The following is a 25,075-nucleotide window of genomic DNA, read 5'->3' as shown; positions in this document are numbered from 1 at the left end:
GCTGACCATCATTTACACTCTTTGTATAACCCTAACTTTGCTTCATAATAATATTCTTATGCGCAAACTAAGCTCCTTCACCTTCACTACGCTTAACGGGTTCTTTAAAGGATTGAATGAAGATACCAGCTGGCATGTACACGGTGAAGAAGAAAATCAATTTTCTCAGCAATCCTTAAAAAAAGATCATATTCTTTTATTTGGCAGAAAAACATATGAAATGATGGTAGGCTTTTGGTCGCAACCCATTGCGGCGGAATTATTTCCTGAAGTAGCCGCAGCCATCAACAAAGCAGAAAAGATCGTTTTCTCCAATACATTGAAAGAAGCAAGCTGGAATAATACTTCTGTCATAAGCGGTGACATCATCCCCCAAATAAAAAACTTAAAACAAACTGCTACCAAAGACTTAACCATTTTAGGAAGCGGTAGCATCATTACTCAATTGTCCAATGCAGATCTGATCGATGAGTACGGAATTATGGTTGATCCTGTTATTATCGGGCAGGGCACACCTTTGTTCAGCGGGGTAAATAAAGTAATTGAATTGGAATTAGCGGAGACAAGAGCTTTTAAAAGTGGCGTGGTATTGTTAGTATATAAGAGGATAATATAGTCTCTGATTATATGACTTAAAACTTTCGCCTCCACAGCCGGCGGGGCTGCGTAACTGCAATGGCGCTGCTTTTGCTTCTTTGAAAAAATATGCTTCGCATTTTTTCAATCCCGATTTCATAGTGACTTGATTCTTTATCGTTTAAAATATCAGAGTGTCAGTCCGAGCTTGTCGAAGACGGTCTTTAAATTCTACTCTTAAAATCTAAGAATAGAATTACCACTGGACAGTTTATAGTAGTACTAAAGCTTGATCAGGGAACCCACCGACAAACGGGCTGTCATCGTTTGTCGGCGGCTTTTTTGGTTACTTTTTTTCAGCAAAAAAAGTAACATAACGTGAACTATAACATATCCTTCTCTTTGTATCTTTAATCGTCTCAATAAAATAATATGCACGAATGGAGCGATTTTTACGTAGCCACCGCTGGTGCTGCCGCAGCACTTACCGGGTTAATATTTGTAGGTGTATCCATTAATCTTTCCAAGATATTAGAACTGGAAGCACTTCCTGAAAGAGCCATGCTTTCACTTACCTTATTAATGACGATATTGATTTTATCATTATTATCGTTAGTTCCTCAACCCATAACATTATTGGGAATAGAAATTTTATTGATGGCAACGATCGCCTTGCTATTTGTTATAAAAATTGATAGAAAGATCTTTCGAAAAAAAGACCGTACACATCTTCGGCAGTATATTTTCAATAGCGTTTTTAACCAGCTTGCTGTAGTTCCTTATTTTATCGGAGGTATTTTTATGATATGCACCCGAAACGGCATCTACTGGATCGTTGCTGCCATTATACTTTCTTTTATAAAAGCGGTGTTGGATGCCTGGGTATTATTAGTTGAAATTAATCGCTAATGTATATGGCTTACAAAGGCTGCAAGATTCAATAGCAGTCTGCATGCTGTTATTTTCTAACATTCTCTTGTTTTTTGTGGATAATTCCTTTTTGCTTCAAATGCAGTGTTTCTGCTAAATTCGCAGATTGACGATACATATATTAATAACAAAAACAATATTCCCCCTTTAGGGGCTAGGGGCTATGGCAGAGAAAGAAAAAGACCTTTTTGATTATACGGAAGACTCAATAAAGAGTTTGGATTGGAAAGAGCATATCCGTTTACGCCCCGGTATGTATATCGGTAAGCTCGGCGATGGCAGCAGTCCCGATGATGGCATTTACGTGTTATTGAAAGAAGTGATCGATAACTGTATCGATGAACATACCATGGGGTATGGCAAGCATGTGGATGTAACCATCGAAGGCAAAGTAATAACTGTTCGTGATTATGGTCGCGGTATTCCTTTAGGCAAAGTAGTAGATGTTGTAAGTAAAATTAATACCGGTGCCAAGTACGATAGCAAAGCATTTCAGAAAAGCGTTGGTTTGAATGGTGTGGGTACAAAAGCGGTAAATGCATTAAGTCATTCTTTTAAGGTTACGGCTTACCGCGAGGGTAAAGAAAAAACTGCTGAGTTTGAAAGAGGTAACTTAACAAAAGAACATAAAGAAACGGCTACTAAAGAAGATAACGGAACTTTTGTTACGTTCATCCCTGACGAAACGATCTTTAAGAACTTTCATTTTGTACATGAATATTTAGACAACCAGTTTTGGAATTACTGTTATCTAAATGCAGGACTGGTTATAAACTTCAACGGTAAGCGTTATGTAAGCAAGAACGGGTTGCTCGATCTGTTGCAACGCAAAACCAACGAAGATGAGATCCGTTACCCCATAATTCATTTAAAAGGCGAGGATATTGAAGTGGCATTAACGCATGAGAATGCGTATGGCGAAGAATATTACAGCTTTGTAAACGGTCAGTTTACGACACAAGGAGGTACGCATTTAGCAGCTTTTAGAGAAGGGTATGTAAAAACCATCCGTGATTTTTTTAAGAAAGATTATGATGCAGCAGATATAAGAGGCAGCATATGCGCTGCCGTTAGTGTGCGTGTGCAGGAGCCGGTGTTTGAAAGCCAGACAAAAACAAAATTGGGTTCGTTGAATGTATATGAAGGCGGACCAAGCATGAAGAATTTTGTCGGTGAATTTTTATTAAAAGAATTAGATAATTTTTTACATCGCAATCCTACTACTGCCGATGCATTAAAGAAACGTATTGAACAAAACGAACGGGAGCGTAAAGAGTTAGCAGGCATTAAAAAGCTGGCGAACGAAAGAGCGAAGAAAGCAAATCTTCATAATAAAAAACTGCGTGATTGCAAGTATCATTTGAATGATGAACCTACGGGGAAAGACAAAAACATCATTTTAGAAAAAGCAAAAGAAAGCACCATCTTTATTACCGAAGGGGATAGTGCCAGCGGAAGCATCACCAAAGCAAGAAGCGTGGATACGCAGGCGGTGTTTAGCTTACGTGGTAAGCCGTTGAACTCTTTCGGACTTACTAAAAAGATCGTGTACGAGAACGAAGAGTTCAACCTGTTGCAACATGCGTTGAACATTGAAGAAGGTTATGAAGGATTGCGCTATAATAATATTGTATTTGCTACCGATGCGGATGTGGATGGAATGCACATTCGTTTGTTATTGATGACCTTCTTTTTACAGTTCTTTCCTGATTTAGTAAAGAACGGACATGTGTATATTTTGGAAACCCCTTTATTCCGTGTTCGTAATAAACAGGAAACGATTTATTGTTACGATGAAACAGAAAAGCAAGCAGCTGTTAGAAAACTCACCGGCAAACCGGAGATAACACGCTTTAAAGGCTTAGGAGAGATCAGCCCTGAAGAGTTTGCACGTTTTATCAGCAATGATATGCGATTACAACCGGTACTACTTTTACCTGAAACGCATATTCAACAGTTATTAGAATATTACATGGGTAAGAATACTCCATCACGACAGGATTTTATTATTGATAATTTGAAAGTGGAAGTTGATTTGGTAGAAGCAGATTAATTAATAAAGAATAATTAAAAATTAATAATTATGAAGACTGAAAATGTTGTAGTAGATAAATCATATCAATTTTCATTACGCATTGTTAAGCTTTATATGCATTTGAAGAAAAATAAAATAGAAAGGGAATTGATCTTGCAGTTATTGAGAAGTGGAACATCTATTGGAGCAAATATTGAAGAGTCAATTGGAGGTTCATCTAAAAGAGACTTTATACATAAATTAGAAATTGCTTATAGAGAAGCTAGAGAAACTAAATACTGGTTACGACTATTAAGAGATAGTGATTTGTTAGAAACTAAATTAGCTGATTCATTTATTAAAGATGGCGAAGAAATTTTGAAGATACTTACCGCAATATTGAAATCTTCAAAAGCGAAAAAAATTATTAATTGCTAATTCTTAATTATTAATTACTACAGCGTGTACGAATTTCACGGAGATAAAAGAAGATATTTTGAAATGCAGGTGACGAACACCCGTGAATATGTTATTCCGTTTATTGAACAATTTATAAAAGTAGAAAACCAACGGGTACTTGAAATTGGCTGTGGTGAAGCGGGTGTGCTGAAGGCTTTTATTGATAAAGGCTGTACCGGAGTAGGAGTAGAGTTGGAAGAATCAAGATTGGTATATGCACGGCAATGGATGGCAGATGAAATGAATGCAGGTAGAGTGAGTTTTCTTTCGAAGGATATTTATAAAGTAAATGCGCAACAGGAATTTGGAGGCGGCTTTGATATCATTGTATTAAAAGATGTTATTGAACATATACACGACCAAAAAAAGTTGATTGCATGGATGGGAGAGTTTTTAAATCCAAAAGGCGTTATATTTTTTGGGTTTCCTCCCTGGCAGATGCCGTTTGGAGGTCATCAACAATTATTCGGAAGTAAATTTTTAAGTAAGGTGCCGTACACACACTTATTGCCCGGTGTGCTTTATAGTAAACTGTTAAAAGCATACAAGCAAGATGAACCGGCTTTTATGGAAATAAAAGAAACCGGTATTTCCATTGAACGATTTGAAAGGATCGTGAAGGAGACAGGCTATAATGTGGCAGAGAAACAACATTATCTTATCAACCCTATTTATAAGTATAAGTTTGGTGTTAAAGCAAGAAAACAATTGGGAATAATTAGTGCTATTCCTTACATAAGAAATTATTTTACAACCTGTGTTTATTATTTAATTCAGAAAAAATAGAAAATGATTCATATTGTATTTAACGAGCCGGATGTGGATGTGTTGCAGAAAGCGATAGAGTTGGATGAAACACTTGCCGGTGATATTCTTTTAATAAGAGATGATTATGCAGTTGGACCTTTGCAGAATTTATACATTGGCGAAGGCATACAAGCCCGCAGGGATTGGTGGAAAACAGTGTTGGCAGGAACAGACGGTGAAACAAGTGTTGATAATGGCGATGTGGATGATTATAAAACTGTAGCAGAAGTTGTTGGCAGATTACGTAGAGATGAAAACGAAGTAGTTTGGATTTGGGCTGCTCAAAACAAACATGATGTAAGCGGTTATTATTGGCTGTTGTATTATGTAAAAGAATTTCAAGGCAGAGTTTTTATTTTGTATTTGAATAACCTTCCTTTCTTTAATGAAAAAGGAAATATCTTTTATCCAAACTGGTTGTCAGAAATTCCTGCTAAGGAATATTTAAAAGCTAAGAAATTAGCAAGAGAAATTACGTTGAGTGAATTTGAAGTGGATCCTGATGAATGGACAAAGATCTGCAATGCAGACAAAGGAGTTCGATTGTTAGAAGGTGGAAAGAAATTAATAAATGAAGACTATGATTTTTATGACGCCGAATTAAAAAGATTAATTACCGGCGATTGGCAAAAAGCATCCAAAATAATTAATCAGCATATCAGCAAAACAAAACATACAACCGGCGATATGTATTTATTATGGAGATTGAAATCGTTAATTGAAAGTGGTGATTATGATGTGCAGGGAAAACTTGGGAATATGAAAGAGTTTGAAGTGAAGAGTAAGCAGGCTGTTGCAGTATAATTAATTAAATGCTCACATTGAATATTGAGTATTGAAAATTTATTAGTGAATTATTATGGCTCAAAAGAAAGATAAAGAAGATTACATCCACACCGATTCCGGCATTGGCGGGCAATACAAAACCTGGTTTTTAGATTATGCCAGCTATGTAATATTGGAGCGTGCGGTTCCGGCTATTGAAGATGGCTTAAAGCCGGTGCAGCGCCGCATTCTGCATTCCATGAAAGAAATGGATGATGGACGTTTTAATAAAGTTGCCAATATCATCGGGCAATCCATGCAGTATCATCCACATGGTGATGCAAGCATTGGAGATGCGTTGGTGAACATGGGACAAAAAGATCTGCTGATTGAAACGCAAGGAAACTGGGGCGATGTAAGAACAGGTGATGATGCAGCCGCTGCCCGTTATATAGAAGCAAGATTAAGCAAGTTTGCATTGGAAGTAGCTTTCAATGCAAAAACAACCGAATGGCAGTTAAGCTATGATGGAAGAAAGAATGAGCCGGTAACATTGCCAATGAAATTTCCGTTGTTGTTAGCGCAAGGTGCAGAAGGTATTGCAGTTGGTTTGGCAACAAAAATTCTCCCTCACAACTTTTGCGAGTTAATTGATGCGTCTATAAAATACTTGCGTGGCAAGCGTTTCGAAATATTGCCTGATTTTCAAACAGGCGGTACGATGGATGCCAGCAATTACACAGAAGGTAAGCGTGGCGGAAAGATACGTGTGCGTGCTATTATAGAAGAGGTAGATAAAAAAACGCTTATTATAAAGAGTGTACCCTTTGGCGTTACTACTACGCAGTTGATGGAAAGTATTGTAAAGGCGAACGACCAGGGAAAAATAAAGATCAAAAAAGTAACCGATCATACTGCCGCCGATGTTGAAATAATCATTGAATTGGCTGCAGGCATTTCTCCTGATATTACCATTGATGCGTTGTATGCATTTACAGATTGCGAAGTGAGCATTTCCCCTAATGCCTGTGTGATTGTAGAAGATAAGCCAAAGTTCTTAGGAGTACAGGAGTTGCTGAAAATATCTGCCGACAACACAAAAGAATTGCTGAGAAGAGAATTGGAAATTAAGCTGGCAGAATTGCAGGAAAAATGGCATTATACTTCTTTGGAAAAAATATTCTTTGAAGAAAAAATATACAAAGAGTTAGAGAAGAAGCACGAGACATGGGATAAAGTGCTGGAAGCAATTGACAAAGCTTTTGTTCCTTTTAAAAAACAATTACGCAGAGACATAACCAGGGAAGATATTATTAAGCTAACAGAAAAGCCTGTCCGCAGAATTTATAAGTTAGACATTGATGAACTGAATGACCAGATAAAAGCGTTGGAAGATGACATCAAGCAGGTAAAACATGACCTGGCAAACCTGGTTGATTATGCGGTAGCTTATTATGAGAACCTGTTGAAGAAATACGGTAAAGGTCGTGAGCGTAAAACAGAAATAAAATTATTTGATACGATACAAGCCAAAGCAGTAGCCATTGCTAACATAAAAATTTATGTGAACAGGGCAGATGGTTTTATTGGAACAGGTTTGAAGAAAGATGAGTTTATTGGTGATGTGTCTGACCTGGATGATATTATCGCCTTTACAAAAGGCGGTATCATGAAAGTAGTGAAGGTTTCCGATAAAACCTTTATTGGTAAAGATATTATCCACGTAGCAGTGTTTCAGAAAAATGATGAACGTACTACCTATAATATGATCTATGTAGATGGTAAGTCAGGAACCAGCTATGCGAAGCGTTTCAATGTAACAGGCATTACAAGAGATAAGGAATACCCGCTTACGAAGGAAGATGCAAAAAGCAAAGTGCATTATTTTTCCGTAAATCCAAACGGAGAAGCAGAGATCGTAAAGATTGTTTTAAGTCCGAATTGCAGTGCAAGAATAAAAGAACTGGAATACAATTTCAGTGAATTGGAAATTAAAGGCAGAAGCAGCATTGGCAATACAGTTACAAAATATCCTATTAAATCAGTTAAGCTGAAAGAAGCGGGTAAATCTACTTTAAGTGGCAGAAAGCTTTGGTTTGATGACCAGTTCGGCAGATTGAATACAGATGAAAAAGGGATCTTCTTAGGCAAGTTTGAAGCAGAAGAAAGAATATTGGTTGTTTACAGCGATGGCAATTATGAAATAACCGACCAGGAGTTAACACAGCGCTTCGATGCAGATAAAGTGTTGCTGATAGAAAAATTTGAACCGGAAAAAATAGTTACGGCAGTTTATTACGACAAAGAAAAAGTGCAGTTCAGCGTTAAGCGTTTTAAAATAGAAACAACTACACTCCACAATAAATTCTTCTTTATTAAAGAAGGAGAGGAGAACTACCTGGAAGCGGTTACAACGGAAGAAGAGCCGGTATTGTTAGTACAAAGCGGAAGAGGACAACAAATACGCAGCGCTAAGATCAAGGTAGCTAAAGTAGTAGAAATAATGGGCTGGCGTGCGCTAGGCGCTAAGTTGACCGATTATTCGAAAAGCGTAGAAATGCAGTGGGAAAAGAAGGCTAACGATAATGCACAGCCGGAGTTATTTGAATAACTCTATCGCAACAATAAATTTTATAACCTCGTAATACTTTTTACGAGGTTTTTTTATAAATATTTTTCTTACGACCCAACCTTTCGTCAAAAAAAGAGATATCTTATAATACAACCCGTGAAACAATTAAAATTATAATTATGAAACTTATTCGTTTATCAGCTATTATTTTGCTTATAACTACCGGGGTTCTTACAAGCTGTAAGAAAGACAACCCGGCTCCTTTTGTAGTAGATGCAGGTTCAACTGCCATTGTTCAATTACCAAAAGACACGATCACTCTTACCGGAACCGTGATCAGCGGTCAAACAGCCAATATGCATTATCTATGGAGCCTGATCTCCGGTCCAAGCAATGCTACGATTGCCAGCAATACAGCTGCCTCATCATTGATCAGCGGATTAATTCAAGGTTCGTATGTTTTTCAATTCCAGGCAACCAATGGTAATGGAGATATAGCAGTAGATACGATTTCTGTTGCTGTAGTATCGGCGGGCATTCAAACGCTATCGCTGCCGATTGCTCCGTTAGGATTTGGAGGTACTTATAGCTTTTTGCCGGATCAAACTATATCAGCTGATTCGGCTGGCAAAGGATCTTATCTTTATATGTCAGCATGGACGGTAAATAGTGTGCCTACTCATGGTAAAACATACTTAAAGTTTGACTGGAGTCAAATTCCGGCTAATGCTACCATATTAAGCGCTCAGCTTGAGCTTTCTTCTCTTACACAATCAGAATTTACAGCTTTAACAAATGGCGCAACAACCGATCCGCAAGCGGGAACCGATAATTCATTATTTGTACAACGTATAACATCAGACTGGTCAGTATATACAATAACTTATAATAATGCACCTGCCAGTACTGCAACAGACCAGGCGATCATACCTCAATACACTACAGGTACTACCACTATAGATGTAGATGTAACAACGCTTGTAAAGGATATGAATGCCACTAATAATTATGGATTTTGCTTAGGATTGGTGTACGATCATTATTATAATCAGCGGGCATTTGCAGGAAATACATTTAGTGATGCATCTAGACGTCCAAAACTAACTATAAGATATCAATAAAATATTTTGCCCTATAGAACAGAGTCCCTATAGAAGAGAGAACAATTTTAAATCGTACTTAACTTCAAAACCTCCGCCAATTCAAACAGCGGAGGCTTTTGATTAACTAGTGAGAAAGCAGATAAAAGAGTGTGGTAGCTAAAAAGAAGAAATAAATTGGAGATAATACAATAGCAATAATTGGTTACAGACATACATATCGATTACATGATCAGCGGTTGTAAAGAGCATGACCGTAAAGCACAGGAACAATTGTACCTGTACTTCTATGATTCCATGATGAACCTATGCATGCGCTACACAAAATCTGAAACAGATGCTGAGCATGTATTGCATGATGGGTTTTTAAGGGTATTTAAAAATATTCACCAGTTCGATTCTTCAAAGGGTTCATTATACACCTGGATATATAAAATAGTGATGAACTGTTGTCTCTCTCATATAAAAACAAAACAAAAAACTCCGGTAAACAACGAGGTAGAGGAAGCAGAAGAAGTATATATAAGTCCTGAAATAGATAACAAGCTAAATGAACAGGAGATATTGGGCTTGATAAGGGACTTGCCGGAAGCAACACAAGCAGTTTTCAATTTATTTATTATTGACGGATATGGACATAAAGAAATAGCTCAATTATTAGGTATAAGCGAAGGCACCAGCAAATGGCACCTGAACGAAGGGCGTAGGCGGTTAAAAAATTTGTTACTTCAAAATTCAAAGCAATGAAGGAACTAAACAAGCATGAGCAGCAGGTTGCAGAGCAGGCAAAGAATATTTCTTTACCTGATAAAAATCTTGCGTGGCAAAGAATGAAAAAATTGTTGGACGAGGAAGACGACAAAGGCGCCGGCTTTTTTAAATTGTTCAGAGGGCTTAACGGCTGGCTGTTAGGTACCTTATTCTGTTTATTAACATTGGGAGGAACTACTTTTCTTTTCTTATCTAAAAAAAATAATAATTCTATCGATTTTAATACTACAAAAACTATTGGATCATCTAACAAAAAAAATAATAGCTCAGCAGAAAAAAATAACGTACCAAACCCTGTTCTTGATTATGCTGCCAAAACTAAAACTAACGGGAACAGCAATCCTGAAAACAATGATAGCAGCTCAGCCGTACTGTCTCAGCATGGGGATAAGGCTGCTATCATTAAAAATGAAATTTCAACTGCGGATAAACAAAACAGCAGCATCAGCCCGGTAAAGGGAAGAAACAGTTCAAAGATTAATAGCATAAACGTTTCAGGTGTTATCACTGATGAGGAAAGAAAGAATTTGTCAGGTACAACACAAAGTAAGATCGTGACAGGGAAAGCGCAAAAGGGACGTGCAGGTTCTAAAATGGATCCTGGAAGTGTTGATGGAATAGATAATATCCGGGATAATGATGTAACAGCGGACGTGCAAAAAAGCAGCATACGTAAAGGCAATAAAAAAGGTAAAATAAATTCCAGCGTAAGTAATGGAGAGACCGATGAAATTATTAGCGGGGCTAACGTAAGCACATCCGATGATGAGCAATTGACTGGCTTCCAAAAAAGAGATCCACTTTCTTACAGGAAAAAAATAAAAAGTAAAACAACAGCAAAAACTAATATAGGTATTGATGAGGAAGGGTTAGCTGATAATACCGATCTATTTAATATAAATGATACACCTTCTTTGATCCTGTCAAGAACCTTGTTGCCAGAAGATAGTATTGTTGTAATAAATACGGCTGCAAATAAAATGATCAATCTGAATTTTGCAGATAAAACAAAAAAGAAAGACAGCAATCAACTTAAATATCCTTTGTGGACAGCGGGGCTTGGGTTACAACAAGGTATAGGTTTGTATTGTAATTGCACTTACCCGGATAATAAAAGCACTGTGTCGGCAGTAGATTATATTCCATCAGGCTTTGTGCGTTATTACCCTGTTAAGAATTGGTTCGTTCAATTTGAATTTAAGTATGCAGCGCCGCAATTGATAAATGAATTCATGTATCGTTCTCAGCTTATAAATCAGCCTTATAATGTGGTGGCAACTACTTATGTACTTCGGGAAGCCTACTACAATCAATTTCATTTATCGGCTGATTATATGCCCGTTAAAAATTTATTGGTAGGAGCAGGTGTTACGTATAATGCCTTCTCTTCCGCCATTACGCAGCAGACCGTTCTTAAAAAACCATATGGAATGCCCGATTCCTTGATCAGCTTTACTATCATACGAGATAAAAATCAACAGAACGCTGTCTACTTTACCGATTTTATTCAATGGCATGTAGAGGCAGAGTATAAATGGAAGCGGTTTTATATCGGAGCCAGGTTTGCACAGGCATTGCCTCCTTATGTGAAATTTATCGATCCGTTTGCAATAGCCCCGGCTGAAAAGAAAAGCAATACGTTGATCGCTTTTGTGAAATATGAATTGTGGAGACGAAAGAAAAAATAGACGTGTAGGATGCTTACTATTATTTTTTTATAAAGCTGATGGGAATAAACATCAGCTTTGTTTTTAGTAATATATTCGTTGTTCTAAAACAAAACCCTTTCCATGATTAAAAAGCTTTTGTTGTTTTACATTTTTGTAATACCTGTCGTTTCTTTTTCTCAAACCTGCATATGGATAGGAGTAACAGATACTGCCTCGTGGGCAAATCCGGCAAATTGGAGTTGTGGTAAAGTACCTGATTCAGCTTCTGATGTTTTTATTTTAGGAGATTCATTGAACAAAGTGAAAATTACACAAAATGCAGTATGTTATAATATTGGTATTAACACATTAAATGCTATTGCCGATGTTCGACCATATTTAGACAATGCCTACACGGCATTAAAAGGAGATGAGGGATATGGAATACGATTAAGCATTTACTATACACAAAGTACAGATGAAACTATAATGGCTTTATCAAATGTTGATGATAACGATAGGCGTAGTATTTCGCGTTATACTGTTAGTGATTCTAATTACGAATTGCAAAGACCATTTTCGCAATTATATAAAGGAATCGTAAATGCAAATCTGTGTATAACTATTATTCCTCGTATGTTAATTTATCAAAATGGAGCTAATGCAGAAAAGGCAGAATTAAAAAGAATGTATGGAGAAGCATTGACCTTAAAAGCGCAGCTATTATTTGAATTGATCCGTAATTGGGGAGATGTGCCGGAAACGTCTGTTCAATATTATCATAATAATTTGGACGTGTACAATCAAAATACAAATAGAGATACAATATATAGTCACTTATTAAATGATTTGGCATTGGCAGAAACTTTATTGCCATGGCGGTCTCAGGTAACAGCTTTAGGTGATCCGGTTGACGAGCGAATTACATTGGGAGCAGCAAAAGCATTGCGTGCAAAAATTGCATTGTTTGCGGGTGGTTATTCTTTGCGAAGTGATTCTGTAATGCGACGCCCTGTGAATTATTTACCGTTTTATCAAATTGCAAAGCAAGAGTGCGAAGACCTAATGAATAAAAGAACAGAACATACTTTGAATCCATCTTATATAGATGTATGGAAGAATACTATTTGTGGGCATAAGGTAGATGATGGTTTTGGCGAAATTATTTTTCAGGTAGGAATGAGTGATTCTCTATTTTACGGAATGTATAGCAGTAAGTTTGGGTATACTAATGGACCCAAAGTAAATACGTATGGTGATGCTTTTGTTTTAATAATGCCTACTTATTTTTATTCATTTAATGCGTTTGATAAGCGGAGAGATATTACCTGCGCTCCATATGATGTGGACATTAATGGATATAAAACAGGGACAAAGCTTGTAAATATGCGTGATGGAAAATTCAGAAGAGATTGGATAAGCAATCCTGTGATAGCTCCAACAGACGTAGCTCAATATTTTGGATTGAATTGGCCGCTCATCCGTTTTTCGGATGTACTACTAATGTACGCTGAAGCAGATAATGAAATCAATGGGGCTCCGTCAACCAAAGCAATTAAAGCTTTTGAAGAAGTGCGCAAAAGAGGCTTTGGCGCAGATTCTGCGGCGATAGGAATTACTCCTACAGACAAGGACGGTTTTTTTAATGCAATTGTAAATGAACGATCGTGGGAATTAGGAGCTGAGGGAATTCGTAAATATGATTTGATACGTTGGAATTTGTTAGGGCAGAAAATTGAAGCTACTCGATCTGCAATAACTGCTATGCAAAGCTTTCAAATACCTTATGATAATTTACCTGCTTCTTTGTACTATAATAAATCAAGCACTGCTGATGATTCTACCTTATGGTCAACTTCATTTTATCAGCCATCACCTGCAACAGCTCCAGCAAATACATCCAGAGTAAACTGGATCAATACTGGAGATTTTTCAACCTTACTAAATAGTTTTGCTGCTGGCTTTACTTCAAATAAAAATGAATTACTGCCCTATTATATCGCTACATTAATCGCTAATCCTTCTTTGAAACAAAATCCCGGTTATTAATTTTAATGTGTGAGAATAAAAATCTTATTTACCAGCTTGCTGTTATCTTTCTTTTTAGTAAAGTTATTCCGCGGGCAGCCAATAACTTTTGTTGTTCAGGAATTTTAGTTATTCCTGTTTACTGATATGTTCTAAGATCTTCGTTGCATGTTCCCTCGAATTCTCGATGAACAAAGAGTGTGTATCCATACCCCCGCAAATAACACCTGCTAAATAAATTCCTTTAACATTGGTTTCGTGAGTATCGTTGCTGTAAACAGGTTTGCGAACCTGATCGTTTGATAACTCAATGCCGATGCGTTCCAAAAAACTAAGATTAGGCTGGTAACCTGTAGTTGCAATCACCCAATCGTTTTCAATAGTAATAATTCCATCGGGTGTTTGTATATCCACTTCTTTTTCTCGTATAGCCGTTACCGTAGAATTGAAATGTGCTTTAATGGATCCTTCCTGGATACGGTTTATAATATCAGGGCGCACCCAGTATTTTACCCGTTTACCAATTTCTTCATTACGAATAACCATCGTTACTTCAGCGCCTTTACGCCATGTTTCCAATGCTGCATCCACAGCAGAGTTGTTGGCGCCGATTACCAACACTTTTTGAAACGCATAAAAGTGAGGGTCTTTATAATAGTGAGTAACTTTTGGTAAATTTTCTCCCGGCACGTTTAATAAAAAAGGTATATCATAAAAACCGGTGGCTATAATAATATTCTTTGCTAAATATTTTTTTAAGGAAGTGGTTACCTCAAAAACATCATGTTCTTTACTTATCTTTTCTACTTTTTCAAAAAGATGAATAGTAAGATCTGCTGCAATAGCAACCCTGCGATAATATTCCAAAGCCTCGTTGCGTGTTGGTTTGGAGTTATTGCTCACAAAAGGCACACCTCCTATCTCTAATCTTTCGGAAGTAGAAAAGAAGGTCATGTTAACAGGGTAATTGTATAAAGAATTGACCAGGCAGCCTTTTTCAATAATAACATAAGAGAGCTCTTTTTTCTTTGCTTCCAGCGCACAAGCCATACCTATTGGTCCACCGCCGATAATTAAAATATCCAATGCCTGTTTGTTTGCCATAAGCAAATTTAATTAATCAGGATCAACTTAGCAGGCTTACATAAACATATAGAAGAGCGTAGCCAACACAACGATCAAAACAATTGTTACGACAGGAGTAGAAAGATTAGCCCGCTGGCGGATACTTACAATAAAGCCGGCTACCATTAATAATAATCCTAACCAGACTAATTTTATATAAGGAAAGTAAAATGCTTTAATGGTTACAAAGTCGATTATTTTTTCAGATTCTTTAACCGCAATTTTTACTTTATTATCAGAAGTAACCCCTGCAAATTTTACATACAGGTTTTGTGCATACAGGGTGTCTTCAAAACTGGTAGCAGATTCATTATCGATCTGTATTACCGGTTCTGCAATATATTTCATGCTGTCTTTACCTATCACGGTTAAATTTGCCTGTACAACAATTCCGTTAGCAGGAGAAAGCTTGAACTTATTATCAACCGCATTTTTTGTCACGCCGTTAAAGATCATGATCCCCTTAGAATAGAAAATAGTATCTCCTTCTTTTACATCATGTAATGTGTAATGTGCAGTGTCCTGGTTTGTTTCAGGATTAAGCGTATAAGATATATAAGTAAAAATATCGTGTGTTAAATAGGATTTGATGTCAGGATTACTGCTCATGTTTTTATCCTTCATTAAATAAACAGTAGGTTTTAAGGTAAATGATTCCGCAAGGTTTCCTGTAACAGAATCTTTACGCTCAAATAGCAGATCATAAAAACGTTTCCCTTTTTCATTGCCTGCGCTATCTCCCCGATACGTCACTGTATATTGTCCCATTGTGGTAGGCACCTGGCGTATCAGGTTTATATTTTCTGCCGCATTATCCTGTTTCTTCGTTAACGGATCAATGCCCATCGGTATAAAAAAGTTCTTGAATTTATCTTCACTGATCACTTTTTTATTGCCGGATGAAATCAATATTCCTGTCAGCATCAATGCAAAGCCTGCATGTGCAATAGAGGCACCGGCATTTTTTAATTTCCCGTTTAATGCACTCCATATGTAGCTGGCGTTTGCTATAACAGAATAGATCGTTGCAAACAATGCAAAATAAATAGCGCCTAAAAAACCATACCCTTGCTTATGGTAATCGATCGGATAAATAAAATAAAGCAGTATGGTTATTACCAACGCAGCAATGGTTGGTATCAATATTTTTTTTCTTATGAAAGAGGAGGGCGTGCTTTTGTATTTAAAATATTGTGTAATGGCGCTTAATATTCCAATAATAACAGCTACCAGTATTATTACTTTGTTATAAGAGAACTCCACGTCTTCGGGTGGTGCCCAATGGGTGCCAAACATCCAGTTAAAAACGGGCAATGATGTTTTAGCACTGATGAATAAAGACGATAAGAATAAAACCAGTGAGCCGATAAACATCCAGAATTCCCTGGAGGAAGTGCTTTCTTCTTTATGTATGGCTGGTATTTTTTTATAGTTGATACCAAATAAAATGAGTGAGCCGACAGCAAATGCTATAAAAAAGGAACTAATTAAAACATTCATGGCAATTCCTTTTTCTGTAAAAGCATGAACTGAGGTATCGCCTAAAACTCCTGTGCGGGTAAGTGTTGTAGAATAAAGAATAAAAATAAAAGTAAGAATGACAAACAAATAGCTTGCTCTTAAAGAATGCCCGGTTGCTTTGTGCACAACCATGGTATGTAATCCCGCTATTAAAATTAACCAGGGAACCAAAGAGGCATTTTCTACCGGGTCCCATGCCCAATAGCCGCCAAATGATAAAGATTCATATGCCCATTTACCGCCCATCATGATACCAACGCCTAGCACACAAGCGCTGAATAGGGCAAATGGCAATGCAGGTTTTATCCAGTCGGCAAAACGTTTTGTTTGCATCCCTGCATAAGCAAAAGCAAATGGAATGATGGTAGATGCGAATCCTAAGAATAATACCGGTGGATGTATCACCATCCAATAATTACGCAACAGCACGTTCAGGCCCATGCCATTCTCTTCGTGCATTTTGGTGATCGCCAATAAATATTCCGGCGATGAAAATATCGGTGCCTGTATCTCTTCTTTGGTCAATGCAAAAGGGCTGTTCCCTATCTTGACTCCAAAAAAATAAACACCCATTATCATCAACGCTAAAAATGTTTGCGCCAAACCAATTACTGTCATTACAGGCGCTTCCCATTCTTTTCGCCGGATCATTATCACTATGCCCAATATACAATGCCATATCGTCCATAATAAAAAACTACCGGATTGGTCTTCCCAGATGCAGGCCAATAAATATCTTGTTTCTAATTCTTTGGAAGTATGCTTCCAGGCATATAGGTATTCGAAATAATGATTGTAGCAAATAATAAAGATAGAAATGAAAATAGTGATCACTGCTATCGTTTCAATAAAGAAATAAGTTCTGGCAAACTTTATCCATGCGTTCTGTTCTTGAACATCTTTTTTGCGTGAAGCAATAAAATAAGAAATGGTAGAAAGGAGAGAAGCTGTAAATGCAAGCAATACAAAAAAGTGTCCGAACTTACCGATAAACAAGTGTTCTTGCATGATTCTAATTCCAGATTGAAAATTATAAATCACCGTTCACTCGATCTGAGATATGTAATTTATAATTTGTAATTACTATGATTTTGCGCTAACTGATTTTTCCAATTGTTTTTTGTCGTCTTTGTATTTGCTGGGGCATTTTAATAAAATTTCGCTGCACTCAAATACATCGCCTTCCATTTTGCCTTTTAATACTACACGGTCGCTTTGTTCCAGCTCTGCCGGCTTGGTATTATGATAGATCACTTTAGCTCTGGCACCCAAACTATCAACTGCTATAAACGAGAGGTAATTCGGGTTGTTCGCCGGGTTGTAATCGAGCGGAACCGATTTGTCGATCCTTGCAATTACATGAACAAAAGTTCCTTGCTTTTGCCTGGCTGAATTAATGGAATCATATGTTGAAATATCTGTAAACATTGATATCAAAATGCCAATACCAATTGCTATCGCCACAAGGATTATAATACTCATTTTTTTCATCGCCGCAAAGGTAGGCAAAAGTCGATAGTTCTAACTTGGCAGTTTAAAGTTTATAGTGAAAGAAATCGTAAATCGTATTTCGTAAATCGTACATATATCAACATGCATATTCTGATATATCTTTGTACTCAACCTATACTATATTTTATACCTAAAACCCAAAACAAAAAATGGCTGATTTAACCATGTTCAACCCGAATGCGATCAGCAATCCCAACAACAACATTTTCGGATTGCCTTTTACGGAAGAGGATGCAAGATTGATAATTCTTCCCGTACCGTGGGAAGTTACCGTAAGCTATGAAACCGGTTCTGCCCGTGCCCCGAACCATATTTTAAGAGAAAGCCTGAAGGTAGAATTGCTGGATGAGGATATGAAAGACGGCTGGCGGCAAGGTTTTTTTATGCGTATTCCCGACAAAAAAGTGTTGATGAAAAGCGATTACCTGCGAAAAGAAGCAGAATTGTACATCAACTACATAGCTGAAGGGGAGCACACCGAGGAAAATAAGTTCATGACAAAAACACTTAAGGAAGTGAACGCAGGTGGCGTTTATTTGAATGAGTGGGTGTATGAACAAACAAAAGATCTTTTAAATAAAGGAAAACTGGTTTGTGTGCTGGGCGGCGATCATAGTACTATGCTTGGTTTTTTAAGAGCAATTGCAGAAAGACACGGAGATTTTGGTATCCTGCAAATTGATGCGCATTGCGATCTAAGAAATACGTATACCAATTTTAAATATTCTCATGCATCTGTTATGTACAATGCACTAGAAGAAATTCCGCAGATAACAAAATTGGTACAGGTAGGGATAAGAGATTTTTGCGAAGAAGAGGAACAATATTTACAGGCACATCCCGACAGGATAAAAGTGTTTACCGATAACCGCGTAAACAGGCGTTTGCTGGAAGGGGAAATATGGAAAACCATTGTGGATGAAGTGATCGAGCAGCTACCTCAAAACGTATACATCAGCTTTGATATTGATGGATTGGATCCAAAGCTTTGTCCCAACACGGGGTCTCCGGTACAAGGTGGTCTGGAAATATCGCAGGCTTTTTACTTATGTAAGAAAATAGTGTTCAGTGGCAGAAAATTATTAGGCTTTGATATTAGTGAGATCGGCATAAGCAGGAACGGCTGGGATGAAAATGTAGGGGCGAGAGTTTTATTTAAATTATGCAATTTGATGTTGCTCGGTAACACGCTTTAATATGGATAGTTTTGAGCTGATATTGCGGAATGAAAGGGTGCGTTCAGGCATGCAAATGCGCTTATTGATTTCAGCGATCAACAGTTTATATTTTATCTTTTTTGCGCTACACGAAAAGCAGGGGTCACAAAGATTATTGTGGATATTATTTGCTTTGTTACCCTTGCTTTTCTTTTACACTGAATGGATGTTGGGTAAAAAGAAGAACAAACAAGCTTTTAGCACAACGTATTTATTCTTATCGATAGTATGGTCAACCATTTCAATATGGATCTGTTTAGTACATTGTATCTTATTAATAGGCGATGCTGCAGCAAGACGAGTATTAAAAGTAAGCTTCAGCGGAAGCGGGGTAGAATATCCCTCTGTACCTAAAAAAATAATCAGCTGGAATGAACTGGATAATGTAGTGTTGAAAGATGGATTGTTGACAATTGATTTTAAGAATAATAAACTGCTGCAGGCAGAAATAGAAGGAGTAGCTGATGAAGAATTGTTCAATGCTTTTTGCAGAGAACAATTAAAAAGATAAAATCTATTATGAAGTTTTTTTATTCAGCTTTCTTTTTTTTATTACTTGCGTCTCAAAATAACTTTGCGCAGGATACTTTACATCTAATAAATGAAAGCTGGATTAGTTTAAAAAAAGAGTTGCAAAAACACACCGGACTCGTACGTGCTTTAACACAGGAGCTTTCTAGATCGGCTGTGATTGATAAAGAACAATTAAAAAAAGCAAATACTTCCGCTATAAGCCTTTATCAATATGTTGATAGTTTGAATAGCCCGGATAGTGTATCGTTATATGTTGCCGGCGAAAAAAATAATATTTTAACGCAGGAGCTAACCAATACAATAGCTTCTTTAATAAATGAAAGTGAATTTTATAACAATGAGGAAGTGAATAAACTTTTACCGGAATTAGAAGGAAGCGAAAACAGAATTGTAGTAGCTAAACAAGTTTATAACGACATTTGCATAAAGTTTAAAAGAACGGACCTGCTTTTTGATTATTATTATGTCGATAAGAAGGAAATGCCGATAATTAAATTTTGACGAAAGCTTTGCTTGGCAACTATACTCAAATAAAACTCAAAAATTTTAATTGAAACACAGTCCATACATATTATACTCCGATGGTAACGGAAATATTTTTGAAGACACTTCGCTGTATGTAACAGGCAGAAGCGGTTGGGATGCATTGCCTGTTCCAACAGAGGAATGGATTGAATTACCGGAGGGTGGCTCTTTGTATGAATTACCCGGCAGACGAGGTATTGGTATTGATGTGGAAACAGGAGAGATGCGGTTGTGCGAGAAAGGTTGGGCGGTAGCGGCTTTTATTCCACCGGCACACACAGGGTTGTATTTAGCGGCTTATGAAACAGGACCGGATGCACCTACATTACCTTTGTTTTGTTATACTGCTGCAGGCTGGTACGATGATAAATTTTTTGTTCCTGCCGTAAGAATAGAACAGGATATTCGGCAAGAGTGTGCGGGCTTTGATGATGAAAAGATACAATTAGGAGTAAAGCAATTGCTTACTTCGTATAGCCATAACCGTTTGGTAAAGCATTTAGCGGAAAATTGCTGCCTGACATATCATTGTCCTGCTGCAAGAAATTTTTTTATGGGCAGATGGGAATGCCCTGTTCCTTCATCACCGGCTTGTAATGCCAATTGCATTGGCTGTATTTCTTTTCAGCCAACCGATGAAAGCATTGTAAGTACACAAGACCGGTTAACCTTTAAACCTACAGCCGAAGAGATCGTGGAATTTACTGTGCCGCATTTGGAAACGGCGCCATACCCGATCGTAAGCTTTGGTCAGGGTTGTGAAGGCGAGCCTTTATTAATGTGGGAAACCATTCGGGAATCTATCATTGAAATGCGCCGGCACACACAAAAGGGCAGCATCAATATTAATACAAACGGCAGTAACCCTAAAGGGGTTAAAGCCTTATGCGAAGCAGGGTTGAACAGTATTCGTGTCAGCACTAATTCTGCTCGTGAAAAAATATATACGCCGTATTATCGCCCTAATAATTATGTATTTGATGATATTGTTGAAAGCTTGAAAGTAGTAACAGGTTATGGAGGGTGGACAAGCATCAATTATTTTGTTTTTCCCGGGATGACAGACAGTGTAGAAGAGTATGAAGCATTACGAAAGCTGATAAAAGAGACCGGCTTAAAAATGATCCAATGGCGTAACTTTAATATTGATCCGGATTGGTATTTAGGAAAAATAGGAGTGAGCGATACCGGAGAATGTATGGGCATTAAACAAATGATGGAATTATTAAAAGAAGAATTTCCTGCATTGCGTTTTGGATATTTCAATCCTTCGATGGAACGAATTAAAGGGAATTTTGAAGTTGATTTTGCACATTGAACATCCTGAACAAAATTGTTCGTAATTCTTTTTTCTCTTATATAAATTCTCAAAATTGATTTTTATCACTAAGATTTTTTATTGACATCTTAGCTTACTTCCTGTTGACAAATCCACTTTCATTTTTTGCAGCTAAATTATAATTTGCATTGTCTTGAACATAGCTCGCCTTTTGGATAATACCTATTAATCTAAACTTAACTCTTTGAAAACAATTAGTTATTGTTTTATCCTAAATTTTATATCACCAAAATTTTAAGCTATGAAAAGAATTTTCCAAAGACTTCTTGTTATTCTTTTTTCTTTCATCGGAATAACTTCATTTTCACAAGTAACAACATCAAGCATTACAGGCATTGTAAAAGGCACAGACGGTAAGCCTTTGGAAGGCGCTACTATTACTGCGGTACACACGCCTTCCGGAACGCAATATTCAACCATTTCAAGAGAAAGCGGTGTATTTAACTTACCGGGGTTGCGTACCGGCGGCCCTTATAAAATAACAATTGAACATGTTGGATATAATCCGCAGACTTTTGAAAACATTAATCTGTTATTAGACCAGGCGTATAATATTGATGCGCAGATGGGCACGGATGTGGTAAATCTATCTACCGTTGCAGTAAAAGGAATTAAAAGAAAAGCTAACCAGGAAAAAACAGGAGCTTCTACCAATATAGGCGCTGCACAGTTAGCAACCTTACCTACTATTAACCGAAGCATCACCGATTTTACCCGTACAACGCCACAGTCAAGCGGTACCGGTTTTGCGGGCAGAGACAATCGTATGAATAATGTAACGGTTGATGGAGCTAATCTTAATAATAATTTTGGATTGACAAGCGATCTATTACCCGGTGGAGGCAATCCAATTTCATTAGATGCTTTTGAAGAGATATCTGTAAATCTTTCTCCTTTCGATGTTAAGCAATCGGGCTTTACCGGTGCCGGCGTAAATGCCATTACTAAAAGCGGTACCAATACTTTTCATGGCAGTGCATATACGGCTTACCGCAATCAAAGTTTTAATGGATTAAAAATAGACGACACAACATTAAATAAACCGGCAGCCTCTACCAACAAGATCTATGGAGTTACATTGGGTGGTCCGATCATTAAAAATAAATTGTTCTTTTTTATAAATGGCGAGATAGAAGAAAGCACAAAGCCGGGTGTAACCTTTGCACCAGCAGGTGGTACAGGTAGTGGAACAGGTTCATTGGTACCCATCGATTCTCTTAAAAAATTATCAGACTTTTTAAAAAGCCAATACAATTTTGATCCGGGAGCATACGACAATTTCCCTGCATTCACCAACAAGAACCATAAAATAATGGCTAAGGTAGATTGGAATATCAGCAATGTACATAAGCTAACGGTGAAGTATAGTGATTACAGCAGCACCAGTTATTCTGTGATCAGTCAAAGCGGCGGCATCAATGGCGTTAACAGTAAAGATGGTGTTACATACGTTCCCCGCTTTGGAACAACATCTATGGGATTTGCAAACGATAATTATAGCCAGGAAGATATCGTTCGTACTGCAACAATAGAATTGAACAGTAATTTTCATGGAAAATTTGCCAATGATTTTATTGCTACACTCACAAAAATAAGTTCTATCAAAGGTCATGATGGAGAAACATTTCCTTATGTTGATATTATTGGTTCAAACGTTAGCGGCATTAGTAGCACTACCAACTACCTGCATTTTGGTAACGAGCCTTTTAATGGTAACAATAACCAGGTGGTCAATGATGTATATACCGTTACTGATAATTTCAGTTACTTTAAAGGCAAGCATACTTTTACAGCCGGTATAAACTTTGAATACCAGAAAGTGGGTAATATGTTCATGGCTGGGTCACAAGGGTACTATGTTTATAATTCTTTGAATGATTTTATTACCAATGCAGCACCAAGAGCTTTCTCTATAAATTATTCTTTGGTTCCCAGTCAGGACGCAGTATTCTCTGCTAATTTAAAAACAGCACAATTAGGATTTTATGTACAGGATGAAGTGAATATTCAGAACAAGTTAAAATTGACGATGGGCTTGCGTGTAGATGAGCCTATTTATCCGGAGGCACCATTGGAAAATCCTGCTATTACTGCTTTACAATTTTATGCAGCTGATGGAAGCAAGGTCAGCTATAATGGAGGCAAATGGCCCAATGCTACTCCTTTGCTTTCTCCACGGGTGGGATTTCGTTGGGATGTTAAAGGAGATAAAAGCCTGATCGTACGCGGAGGTGTGGGTATTTTTACAGGAAGAATTCCTTTTGTATTTCTTACCAATGTGCCTAGCTCAAGCGGGATGTACACTTTTGGTACTTCTATTGTTGCTGCCAATGCAGATATGTCGCAATTTAAATTTAACCCCGATCCTCATGCATACAATCCGTTTTATAACAATTCGCTTGACCCAAGCTTATTCCCTACAAAAGCAGGAACAGTAGCACCGTCAAGCTTTGCATTGATCGATCCTAATTTTAAATTTCCGCAAGTATGGCGTTTAGACCTGGCTGTTGAAAAACAATTAGGAAAAGGATGGACTGTTTCCGGCGAAGCATTGATCACTAAAAATATTAACGACCCATTCTTACGCAATGCAACGCAACAGCCTTTTGATACTGTTGTGAATGTTGCACCTAATGATGTACGAGGAAGATTCTCTTCTGCCAATGCCAGAACATTGTATCCCGGGAAGGTTACGCAGGCGATCATATTGGAAAATGCCAGTCTGGGCTATTCCTGCGTATATACGGCACTGTTAGCTAAAACCTTTACAAAAGGATTTTACGCATCTTTATCTTATACCTATACCATTGCAAAAGATCTGTCTGCAAATCCCGGAAGCCAGGCTGCTTCTATATGGAGTGCTAATGCAATGCCGGGTAACCTGAACGATCAAAATCTTTCTTATTCTTCTTTTGCAGTACCGCATCGTATAGTGGCAACCTTTTCTTATAGAAAAGAATATTTAAAACATTTAGCATCTACATTTACGTTCTATTACGAAGGCTCGGCTTATGGTTTTGTAGGAACCACGCTTTCTCCAAGATATTCCTACACTTATAACGGTGATCTGAATAATGATGGAGCCACCACTTCTGATCTGATATATGTTCCTAAAAACGCTTCTGAAATAAATTTTGTTGATATAAAGAATGGTAATACGGTTACCTATACAGCACAACAACAATCGGATGCATTTATGCAATATGTGGCACAGGATCCTTATTTGAGCCAGCATAAAGGAGAAGTGGTTAAAAGATATGGAGCCACAATGCCTTTTTATCACCGAGTTGATTTTAGTTTCCTGCAGGATATTTTTACCAATATCGGAGGAAGAAAAAATACATTGCAGTTTAACGCCAGCATCAACAATTTGTTGAATTTATTAAACAGTCATTGGGGAATTCAGCAAACTGTCATCAATACCAATCCTTTAATATTGAATAAAGTAACAGCAGGTGTTCCTTATTATCAATTAGCGACTTATCAAGGTGCGCTGATCAATAAAACATTTACCAATACTTTATCTACCAATACAACCTGGGGATTGCAATTGGGATTGAAATATATTTTCTAGGATAGCATAGCTATTCAAAAATAAAAGCCGCATCTTACCTGGTGCGGTTTTTTATTT

At 37.3% G+C, this 25,075-nt stretch carries 19 protein-coding genes; 16 read left to right on the top strand and 3 right to left on the bottom strand.

The annotated features are described in order from the left end of the window. The first annotated feature begins 58 nt into the window (after positions 1–58). The 11 genes from K9M53_RS10215 (at position 59) to K9M53_RS10165 (ending at position 13,692) form a co-directional block, all read left to right on the top strand. Positions 59–616, top strand: coding sequence for a dihydrofolate reductase family protein (locus K9M53_RS10215; RefSeq protein WP_224014477.1), 558 nt, complete (start codon positions 59–61; stop codon positions 614–616). A gap of 392 nt (positions 617–1,008) precedes the next feature. Then, positions 1,009–1,485, top strand: a complete 477-nt coding sequence (locus K9M53_RS10210; RefSeq protein ID WP_224014474.1) for a hypothetical protein — start codon at positions 1,009–1,011, stop codon at positions 1,483–1,485. 184 nt (positions 1,486–1,669) lie between these two features. After that, positions 1,670–3,559, top strand: coding sequence for a DNA topoisomerase IV subunit B (locus tag K9M53_RS10205; RefSeq protein ID WP_224014472.1), 1,890 nt, complete (start codon positions 1,670–1,672; stop codon positions 3,557–3,559). Positions 3,560–3,589: 30 nt separating this feature from the next. After that, the gene (locus tag K9M53_RS10200; RefSeq protein ID WP_224014470.1) at positions 3,590–3,958 is read left to right on the top strand and encodes a four helix bundle protein; all 369 of its coding nucleotides are present in this window, start codon (positions 3,590–3,592) and stop codon (positions 3,956–3,958) included. Between the two features lie 24 nt (positions 3,959–3,982). Continuing rightward, entirely contained in the window at positions 3,983–4,765 is a 783-nt protein-coding gene (locus tag K9M53_RS10195; protein WP_224014468.1) for a class I SAM-dependent methyltransferase, read from the top strand. A gap of 3 nt (positions 4,766–4,768) precedes the next feature. After that, positions 4,769–5,590: a DUF1835 domain-containing protein gene (locus tag K9M53_RS10190; RefSeq protein WP_224014465.1), complete on the top strand. Its 822-nt coding sequence runs from the start codon at positions 4,769–4,771 to the stop codon at positions 5,588–5,590. Positions 5,591–5,645: 55 nt separating this feature from the next. Then, positions 5,646–8,162 carry a DNA gyrase/topoisomerase IV subunit A gene (locus tag K9M53_RS10185; RefSeq protein WP_224014463.1) on the top strand — a complete coding sequence of 839 codons (2,517 nt, stop codon included), beginning with the start codon at positions 5,646–5,648 and terminating at the stop codon, positions 8,160–8,162. Between the two features lie 140 nt (positions 8,163–8,302). Beyond that, on the top strand, positions 8,303–9,244 hold the full coding sequence (locus K9M53_RS10180) for a DNRLRE domain-containing protein (protein WP_224014461.1): 942 nt from the start codon (positions 8,303–8,305) through the stop codon (positions 9,242–9,244). A gap of 180 nt (positions 9,245–9,424) precedes the next feature. Then, positions 9,425–9,970, top strand: a complete 546-nt coding sequence (locus tag K9M53_RS10175; RefSeq protein ID WP_224014460.1) for an RNA polymerase sigma factor — start codon at positions 9,425–9,427, stop codon at positions 9,968–9,970. Further along, on the top strand, positions 9,967–11,682 hold the full coding sequence (locus K9M53_RS10170; RefSeq protein ID WP_224014458.1) for a hypothetical protein: 1,716 nt from the start codon (positions 9,967–9,969) through the stop codon (positions 11,680–11,682). Before K9M53_RS10175 ends, K9M53_RS10170 begins: the two co-directional genes overlap by 4 nt. A gap of 102 nt (positions 11,683–11,784) precedes the next feature. Then, entirely contained in the window at positions 11,785–13,692 is a 1,908-nt protein-coding gene (locus K9M53_RS10165) for a RagB/SusD family nutrient uptake outer membrane protein (RefSeq protein WP_224014456.1), read from the top strand. Between the two features lie 108 nt (positions 13,693–13,800). On the opposite strand, the gene K9M53_RS10160 is transcribed toward K9M53_RS10165, so the two are convergent. From K9M53_RS10160 to K9M53_RS10150, 3 genes are all read right to left on the bottom strand, one after another. Continuing rightward, complete coding sequence (locus K9M53_RS10160) at positions 13,801–14,775, bottom strand: YpdA family putative bacillithiol disulfide reductase (protein WP_224014454.1); 975 nt, start codon at positions 14,773–14,775, stop codon at positions 13,801–13,803. A gap of 36 nt (positions 14,776–14,811) precedes the next feature. Next, positions 14,812–17,325, bottom strand: a complete 2,514-nt coding sequence (gene ccsA, locus K9M53_RS10155; RefSeq protein ID WP_224014451.1) for a cytochrome c biogenesis protein CcsA — start codon at positions 17,323–17,325, stop codon at positions 14,812–14,814. Positions 17,326–17,400: 75 nt separating this feature from the next. Beyond that, entirely contained in the window at positions 17,401–17,799 is a 399-nt protein-coding gene (locus tag K9M53_RS10150) for a cytochrome c maturation protein CcmE domain-containing protein (RefSeq protein ID WP_224014448.1), read from the bottom strand. Positions 17,800–17,978: 179 nt separating this feature from the next. On the opposite strand from K9M53_RS10150, the gene K9M53_RS10145 reads away from it, so the two are divergent. The 5 genes from K9M53_RS10145 to K9M53_RS10125 all read left to right on the top strand — a co-directional run bounded on the left by K9M53_RS10145 (position 17,979) and on the right by K9M53_RS10125 (position 25,018). After that, positions 17,979–19,025 (top strand): agmatinase family protein, encoded by a 1,047-nt coding sequence (locus K9M53_RS10145; RefSeq protein WP_224014446.1) that lies wholly within the window; start codon positions 17,979–17,981, stop codon positions 19,023–19,025. 1 nt (position 19,026) lies between these two features. Beyond that, complete coding sequence (locus K9M53_RS10140; RefSeq protein WP_224014444.1) at positions 19,027–19,557, top strand: hypothetical protein; 531 nt, start codon at positions 19,027–19,029, stop codon at positions 19,555–19,557. Positions 19,558–19,565: 8 nt separating this feature from the next. Further along, a complete protein-coding gene (locus tag K9M53_RS10135; protein WP_224014442.1) occupies positions 19,566–20,081 on the top strand; it encodes a LemA family protein in 516 nt (171 codons plus the stop codon). 49 nt (positions 20,082–20,130) lie between these two features. Continuing rightward, the gene (locus K9M53_RS10130) at positions 20,131–21,423 is read left to right on the top strand and encodes a radical SAM protein (RefSeq protein ID WP_224014440.1); all 1,293 of its coding nucleotides are present in this window, start codon (positions 20,131–20,133) and stop codon (positions 21,421–21,423) included. 262 nt (positions 21,424–21,685) lie between these two features. Next, a complete protein-coding gene (locus K9M53_RS10125; protein WP_224014438.1) occupies positions 21,686–25,018 on the top strand; it encodes a TonB-dependent receptor in 3,333 nt (1,110 codons plus the stop codon). Positions 25,019–25,075: the final 57 nt, after the last annotated feature.

Origin of the sequence: Ferruginibacter albus (assembly GCF_020042285.1) — a bacterium.
Taxonomy (GTDB): Bacteria; Bacteroidota; Bacteroidia; order Chitinophagales; family Chitinophagaceae; genus Ferruginibacter; species Ferruginibacter albus.
The sequence above is the reverse complement of the archived record's forward strand: the minus strand, read 5'-3'. Positions and strand labels throughout refer to the sequence as shown.